This window comes from Saccharomonospora saliphila YIM 90502 (genome assembly GCF_000383795.1).
GTDB classification, from domain to species: domain Bacteria; phylum Actinomycetota; class Actinomycetes; order Mycobacteriales; family Pseudonocardiaceae; genus Saccharomonospora; species Saccharomonospora saliphila.
Map to the genome: position 1 here is coordinate 1 of NZ_KB912631.1, position 1,460 is coordinate 1,460.

Genomic DNA, 1,460 nt, shown 5'->3' on the forward strand with positions numbered 1-1,460 from the left:
CCGCGTCGTCGACGGTGGTCGCCAGCGCGTCGGCGTGGGCGGCGGACAGCGGCAGCACCCGCCAGGTGACGCCGTCGTCCGGAGCCGGGGACGGCGCCTCCGACCCGGGAGGGGTGAGCACGACGTGGGCGTTGGTGCCGCTGAACCCGAAGGAACTGACGGCGGCGGCGTGCGCCCGTCCGTCCTGCCCGGCGGGCCACGGCTGGTTCCGGGTGGCGACGCGGCACCGTGTGCCGTCGAGGGAAATCAACGGGTTCAGCTGTTCGACGTGCAGGCTTGCCGGGATCGTGCGGTGTTCGAGGGCGAGCACCGACTTGATCAAGCCGGCGATGCCCGCGGCCGATTCGAGGTGCCCGATGTTGGTCTTGACCGATCCGACCCAGAGGGGGCGGGCGGTGTCACCCCTGCCGTAGACCTCGGCGATGCCGGACATCTCGATCGGGTCGCCGAGACTGGTTCCGGTGCCGTGCGCCTCGACGTGACCGACCTGCTCGGGCGCCAGGCCCGCGGCGTCCAGTGCCTCGCGCAGGACCGCCTGCTGGGCCAGTCCGTTGGGCGCGGTGAGCGTGCTGCTGTGCCCGTCCTGGTTGACCGCCGAGCCCGCCACGACGGCCCGGACGCGGTCGTGGCGGGCGAGCGCGTCGGACTCCCTCCTGAGCACCACCACCCCGCAGCCCTCACCCCGGACGTAGCCGTCCGCGCGGTGGTCGAAGGCGTGGCACCGGCCGGACGGGGACATCATGCCCGCCTGGGACAGCGCGACGGTCGTGTCCGGGTCGAGCATCAGGTTCACCCCCGCGACGATCGCGGTGTCGCACTCGCCCCGGCGCAGACTCTCCCGCGCGTGGTGCACCGCGACCAGCGACGACGAGCACGCGGTGTCGACGGTGAGGCTGGGCCCGGCCAGGTCGAACAGGTACGACAGACGGCCCGAGGCGATGCTCGGCGCGGTACCGGTGCCCGTGTAGGCACCCGACTCGACCTGGTCGCGGACCAGCAGGGCCCGGTAGTCGTTGTTGGTGACGCCGACGAAGACGCCGCAGCGCGTGCCCGCGAGACGCTCGGGCGGCAGGCCCGCGTCCTCGAGCGCGCGGTGGGTGGTGGTCAGCAGGAGCCGCTGCTGCGGGTCCATCAGCGCCGCCTCCTCGGCTGGGATGCCGAAGAAGCGCGCGTCGAACGCGGCGACGTCCCGCACGAAGCCGCCCCACTTGGTGGTGCTGTGCCCGGGCACCGGCTCGCCCTCGCGGTACCAGTCCCGCACCTCCCACCGGGACCCGGGTACCTCGGTCACGGCGTCCCCGCCGGAGGAGAGCAGGGACCAGAACTCCTCGACCGACTCCGCGCCGGGGAACGAGCAGGCCATGCCGATCACGGCGACCGGATCGTCGGCGGGCGCCGGGGCGTCGAAGGCCGACCCGGCCGACGAGTCCGACCCGGCCGGCGCGGTGCGGGGCGTGGCG

Annotated in this window: 1 protein-coding gene; it reads right to left on the bottom strand. The window is 74.0% G+C overall.

Annotated elements, in window-relative coordinates; genetic code table 11:
- Nucleotides 1-1,363, bottom strand: a 1,363-nt coding sequence (locus SACSA_RS21500) for a type I polyketide synthase (protein WP_048876429.1), incomplete at its 3' end; no start/stop codon positions are given.
- Nucleotides 1,364-1,460 lie beyond the last annotated feature (97 nt).